Origin of the sequence: Chamaesiphon sp. (assembly GCF_041737865.1) — a bacterium.
Taxonomy (GTDB): Bacteria; Cyanobacteriota; Cyanobacteriia; order Cyanobacteriales; family Chamaesiphonaceae; genus Chamaesiphon.
This window is the reverse complement of sequence record NZ_JBGSQZ010000142.1, coordinates 1-5,553: the sequence shown is the minus strand read 5'-3', so window position 1 is coordinate 5,553 and position 5,553 is coordinate 1. Positions and strand designations below refer to the sequence as shown.

9 protein-coding genes are annotated in these 5,553 nt (G+C 45.6%); 5 read left to right on the top strand and 4 right to left on the bottom strand.

Annotated elements, in window-relative coordinates; translation table 11 throughout:
• Positions 1 to 130 precede the first annotated feature (130 nt).
• Positions 131 to 859: a GNAT family N-acetyltransferase gene (locus tag ACEW9J_RS10570; RefSeq protein WP_373545082.1), complete on the bottom strand. Its 729-nt coding sequence runs from the start codon at positions 857 to 859 to the stop codon at positions 131 to 133.
• A gap of 249 nt (positions 860 to 1,108) precedes the next feature.
• Between ACEW9J_RS10570 and ACEW9J_RS10565 the strand changes: the two genes are divergently transcribed.
• A complete protein-coding gene (locus tag ACEW9J_RS10565) occupies positions 1,109 to 2,197 on the top strand; it encodes a YhcG family protein (RefSeq protein ID WP_373545081.1) in 1,089 nt (362 codons plus the stop codon).
• 104 nt (positions 2,198 to 2,301) lie between these two features.
• Here ACEW9J_RS10565 and ACEW9J_RS10560 read toward each other — a convergent pair whose 3' ends face one another.
• Entirely contained in the window at positions 2,302 to 2,622 is a 321-nt protein-coding gene (locus ACEW9J_RS10560; RefSeq protein WP_373545080.1) for a DUF1778 domain-containing protein, read from the bottom strand.
• Positions 2,623 to 2,762: 140 nt separating this feature from the next.
• On the opposite strand from ACEW9J_RS10560, the gene ACEW9J_RS10555 reads away from it, so the two are divergent.
• The 3 genes from ACEW9J_RS10555 to ACEW9J_RS10545 are packed head-to-tail and all read left to right on the top strand — an operon-like array spanning position 2,763 to position 4,165.
• Complete coding sequence (locus tag ACEW9J_RS10555; protein WP_373545079.1) at positions 2,763 to 3,467, top strand: DUF433 domain-containing protein; 705 nt, start codon at positions 2,763 to 2,765, stop codon at positions 3,465 to 3,467.
• On the top strand, positions 3,464 to 3,904 hold the full coding sequence (locus ACEW9J_RS10550) for a hypothetical protein (protein WP_373545078.1): 441 nt from the start codon (positions 3,464 to 3,466) through the stop codon (positions 3,902 to 3,904). Before ACEW9J_RS10555 ends, ACEW9J_RS10550 begins: the two co-directional genes overlap by 4 nt.
• Before the next feature lie 15 nt (positions 3,905 to 3,919).
• Positions 3,920 to 4,165 carry a helix-turn-helix domain-containing protein gene (locus ACEW9J_RS10545; RefSeq protein WP_373545077.1) on the top strand — a complete coding sequence of 82 codons (246 nt, stop codon included), beginning with the start codon at positions 3,920 to 3,922 and terminating at the stop codon, positions 4,163 to 4,165.
• A gap of 111 nt (positions 4,166 to 4,276) precedes the next feature.
• Here the strand turns inward: ACEW9J_RS10545 and ACEW9J_RS10540 are convergent, their stop codons facing one another.
• Positions 4,277 to 4,549, bottom strand: a complete 273-nt coding sequence (locus ACEW9J_RS10540) for a hypothetical protein (protein ID WP_373545076.1) — start codon at positions 4,547 to 4,549, stop codon at positions 4,277 to 4,279.
• A gap of 152 nt (positions 4,550 to 4,701) precedes the next feature.
• Positions 4,702 to 4,941: a DUF6155 family protein gene (locus ACEW9J_RS10535; RefSeq protein WP_373545075.1), complete on the bottom strand. Its 240-nt coding sequence runs from the start codon at positions 4,939 to 4,941 to the stop codon at positions 4,702 to 4,704.
• 85 nt (positions 4,942 to 5,026) lie between these two features.
• On the opposite strand from ACEW9J_RS10535, the gene ACEW9J_RS10530 reads away from it, so the two are divergent.
• Positions 5,027 to 5,553 (top strand): AAA family ATPase (locus tag ACEW9J_RS10530; protein WP_373545074.1); only part of this gene is annotated, 527 nt, incomplete at its 3' end.

The window sequence follows — 5,553 nt, the reverse complement described above, 5'->3', positions numbered from 1 at the left end:
TCGGAAGTTTTCTGACTCGATCGATCTCGTTGCCATCGTTCAACAGCTAACCCAAGCCCCATCTCATTAATTTCCAGAATCCCCCTTTTCGAGGGTTTATACAAAAAACCCCCTCTAGCTGGCGCGGGATTTAAGACTCTTTCCACGGTTCCAGCTCCTGGCCTAGCTGCTCCCATCGGTCTCGTTCCGTTCTTAACTCCTCAAGCTGTTCGCTCGTTCCCAACTGCTCCAGCCGCCAGATTTCATCTCGGTACCACGCGGCTTTCAATCTACAGTAGAAGTAATCGGGGATCTCTTGAAATCCTAATGAATGCTGCCAAGCACGACTGCCCTCGTTACAAATATGGTAGGCACACCGGAGATCTTTAACCCCATCTGCGTACAAACTATTTATGGCACTGGCGACCATTTGGGTGGCGATGCCCATTCGTTGATGTGACGGCTTCACAAATAGCAGATCTAGCACGACTCGCTCTTCCTCCTTCTTGACAAACAAGGCTAGACCGACGATCTGCTGGCTATTTGGCTCTAGTGCCATTCTAGAGACTGGATGAGGCTGACCGCGCACTCCTTGGAAATAGTTGGTGATGTTCTTGCGAGCATGAGCGCGGATATCGTCCGCCGACCAGTTACAAAATTCGACCGAATCTTCAAATGCCTCAAAGAAGGCAGCGATCGCCCGTTCTTGCAGGGACGGCTCGACAGGCACTATCCAATCCGATCCCACAATCGCTTTGGGTGTTAAGGTCAGTTGAGTACGCACGAGATGTTCTCTGGGGGTCAGGTGTCCTTCGCCTGAAAAATATTCAGCCTTCCAACCGAAAGGGTGTTCCATCAATCTAAACTCTTCAACTGACATTGGGATATGCTTGCTTTTCATGACACGGATTATTTCCAGTTAAGTAGAGCATTAATACTATTTTATCGGCAGGGTGGCAATTTCTAGGTACTGGGACGCTCCGATCTCTCGGAATCGAGCGGATCGAAGGTGCGATCGATCTGGGCGTGGGGAATCGATCGCTCGTCAGCGGTGGTAGGTTAGATCCTAAAGATCGTATTACCGTCCCTGCCAACTTATGAGCGAAATCCAACCAACTCTCAGAACGATGTGTTTTACGACCGGATTCGCGATATCCTCGAATCTGCCCGTACTAGTGTAGTCCGCACTGTCAATACCGCCCAAGTCCTATCGAATTGGCTGATTGGACGAGCGATTGTCGAAGAGGAACAGCAGGGACAACACCGCGCTGACTATGGCGAAAACTTACTCAAGAATTTAGCTCAAAAGCTCAAACAGGACTTTGGTAAGGGTTACTCCTATTCCAACCTTAAATTCATTCGACAATTTTATCTAGCCTTTCCCCAACTGCTAACTGAAGCAGAAATAGGCTACGCAGTGAGTAGCCAATCAGAACTAATGGGATCGACGAGTAACCCCAATACCAACTGGAAACCTGGACGACTCCATCCCAACCTCTCTTGGACGCACTATCGAACGCTGATGCGAGTTGAGAACTCAGGTGCGCGGGCATTCTATGAAATCGAAACGCTCAAAACCAACTGGTCATCCAGAGAAATGGAACGTCAAATCAATAGCTTACTCTTTGAACGGCTGGCTAAAAGTACCGACAAACAAGGATTGATGCAACTGGCAACTCAGGGACAAATTATTCAAACATCCGCCGATGTGTTCAAAGATCCTTTTGTGATCGAATTCCTGGGACTACCAGAATCGCCGCGTTTAGTCGAATCAGATCTAGAAACCGCCCTCATCGAAAATCTCCAAACTTTCTTATTAGAACTGGGTAAAGGCTTCGCCTTCGTCAAACGTCAAGAACGGATTACTTTAGATGGCGACCACTTTTACATCGATCTAGTTTTCTATCACACCATCCTCAAGTGCTATATCCTCATCGATCTCAAAGTTGGCAAACTCACCCACGGCGACCTCGGACAGATTCAACTATATGTCAATTACTACGACCGCGAACGCTGTACCGAGGGTGATAATCCGACTCTCGGTTTGATTCTCTGCTCTGATAAAAATGATGCAGTTGTTAAATACACGCTCGGAGCCGAACAGCAAGATAAAATCTTCGCTAGTCGCTATCAACTTCACCTTCCTACCGAAGCCGAATTGCGCCGCGAACTCGAACAATTGCAACTCAACCTCGATTCAAGAGCATCATCAGACTAATTATGACAACCGATCCAGTTGCTCGTTACCACAACTAAAAGCTGCTTTATCGCGATCGGGTGCTAGAAGTTCGATGCAAAAGTCAGTAGATTCGGGATTTAGCACTAATCCGATTCCTGTTTACTCATCATCTGGGCATACCATCGAGCATCAGCAATCGCTCGTTCGCTCGCAGGAGCGGGATTTAATAGTGCTTCGGCAAATACCAGCCGATCTCGCTCGGTTAATTCGATCGATTCGCGATCTTTAATAGTTTGAACCGCTGCATCAGCTAAAACTGAAATCATGAATTCAGTCAAGTTCTGTCCGCGCAAACCCGCAGCCCTTTCCATCAGTTGTTTTTGCTCTAGCGTCACCCACGCTTCCAACCGTGCATTCTTAGCAACCCTATTCGTTTTGGTTGTTGAATCGGTGTCTATTTCCATAATCTCAGTCGATCGCTAAGGATATGACATCATTTTACGGCTATAAATCGTACATGATTCGATTCGCTTGCTCTTTGAAAATGAAGACTGTACTAGGATAGAAGATAGCCAAGCATCCCTCATTTCAACTCCCACCTCATATGAACAGCCTCTACGGGAAATTAGATCCTAGAGACATCCCTACCTACTCGATTAAAGATGCTGCGCGGTACTTGCGAATTCCCAGCAGCACGATTCGTTCGTGGACGGTAGGGCATCACTATTCTGTCAAAGATGGTTCCAATTTCTTCGCCCCTCTCATCGAAATTTTTCAGCAGAAACCATATGCTCTTTCCTTTACCAACCTGATCGAAATTCACGTCCTGCGGGCTATTCGCCAACATCATAAAATTCAACTCGACCGAGTGAGAGATGCCTTAGATTTTATCGACGAAAAATTTCATCTTCCCCATCCGCTTGCCAGTCAAAATTTTAGTACCAATGGTGTGGATTTATTCATCGAACGTTATGGAGAATTAATTCAAGCCACTCAAAAAGAACGCATTCAATTAAAACTAGCGATTAACACCCATCTCGAACGGATCGAACCAGACGACCGAGGACTGGCGATCAAGTTATATCCATTTACCCGCACCCATGAAGAAAATAATCCTCGAATCGTGGCTCTCGATCCGCGTATTGCCTTCGGACGGTTGACGATCGATGGCACGGGCATTGCTACTAGTATCTTAAAAGAGCGATATTTAGCTGGAGATTCAATCGACGATTTAGCCGCAGATTATCAATGCTATCGGCTCTCGATTGAAGAAGCAATTAGATGTGAATTAACGCAGATAGCTGCATGAATGAAGTTCGCGCTCCAACTTTTTTTATCGACCGTTGCCTGGGAAATAAACTCATCGTCGAAACCTTACGTGGTGCTGGGGTCAGCGTTGAAATTCACGACGACCATTTCGCTCAAGCCGCTCAGGATATCGATTGGATTCCCGAAGTAGGTCAAAGAGGATGGACGATCTTAACCAAAGATGCCCGCATCGGTCAAAATCAATTAGAACGTCTAGCTGTAGCCAGTGCCCAAGTGAGGATGTTTACGCTAGCTTCTCAAAATCTCTCTGGGCAAGATATGGCAGATGTTTTCCTATTAGCTATTCCTGAAATGGAAAAGTTTATCGATCGCCATCCCGCTCCATTTATTGCTAAAGTCTATCGAGATGGTTTGGTTAAAAAATGGAAAGATAATGTAAGTTTACTGGCCGAATTAACAAAGTTTTTCGATTCATAAAGGTGGTTTTAGATCGTGTCTTCTTTCACTCACAACCATCCCGAATTTACTATTCAAGCAGCCGCAGATTTACTTAATGTTTCCCGCTCGTTTCTAATCGATAAAATTGAATCTGGCGAAATTCCCCACCACAAAGTCGGCATCCACTATCGGATTCACTTTAACGATCTGGCGATCTACAAAGAACGCCTCGATCTGGCTACATCTCAAGCTTTGGATGAAATGGTCGAGATTTCTCAAGCACTAGGATTATACGATTGAAGTTTATCAACAGAACTGTCTGAATACTCTTTTGGTACTAAAACAGTATTCAGTTCGTGTCTAGAGCCATACGATCGCGCCAACAATTCAGAATTTACTTTGAGACACGATTCAATCGGTTTCGTCCCAGCCCCTTAGACATGTCGCACACAGTCCATCGTCCAAATTGGCATCATCGGCTAGACAGGAGTAGCAGAGATTGAATTGCTGGGCGTATCCTTCTAAAATCTCCCCTCGATTACAGTCATACTTATTTGTTGCCATTTCTATAATTTCTTTAATCGCTGTCTGAGCTGTGGTCGTTTCTATTCCTGAAAACATTTCATGTCGATCGAGGATTTCAATTACCTGATTCAACATATAGCTGCCAGAGTGATTTGACATACGATCGCTCCTAATCTACTTTTCTAAAATACTCGATCGCATTATAGTATAAACAAACTATGATGTCTTCATGCAAGTGGAATGAGTGGTAAGTCCGCTCGCCATACAGCTATCGCATTAAATATGCAATTCAATACTTATTCAATACTTATTTAGTACCAAAACAGCCGCGCCTTCCCAAAACCCCTGGCGGGGAAAAACTCGTCGGCGATCGTCTTTTTGTACTTAGTTGCAATTTCCGTCTCAGCTTGGGGATCTAGCTTGAACTGGTAATAATCTTTCACCCCCGGAAATCTCTTCACCAGTTCGGCAATGTCGGCAATTAATTCCGCCTGAGAACGCTCCTTCAGGTATTGTTTGAGTTGAGTAAGATTAATTTTAGGCTGAGTCATCAGATTGTGCCTTGATGCAATATCTGTATAATTTTAGTACTAAAGATGTATACAATTAGAACTTATCCTAAACCATAAGAGTACGATGATTATTGTCATTGGTGGCATTAAAGGCGGGGCGGGCAAAAGTACGGTCGCGGCTAATTTAGCCGCTCGTCGCGCCACAGAATATAACGTTCTACTCGTCGATGGGGACGAACAAGAAACAACCACTTTATGGGCGGCGACTCGCAGTGAAAATCTCTCCCAGCAGAATTCAAACCTTACCTGTATCCAACTCAGAGGTCGGGCGGCTAGAGATGAAGTTCTCAAATTATCCGCCCATTACCAAGATGTATTGATTGATGTCGGGGGTCGGGATACTACGACCCAACGGGCAGCTCTGACGATTGCTAATTTAGTTTTGCTGCCATTGCCTCCTCGCGGCCCCGATATCTGGACTTTAGATAAGGTGGCGGAATTGTTGGAGGAAGTCCGCACCGTTAATCCCGATCTAGTCGCTTGGGCTTTTTTAAATCGAGCGGATGCCGGGGGCACGGATAATCAAGATGCCATGCAAATGATTTCCGATACGCCTGGGATCGAATTAATCACTCCGCGTGTGGGCGATCG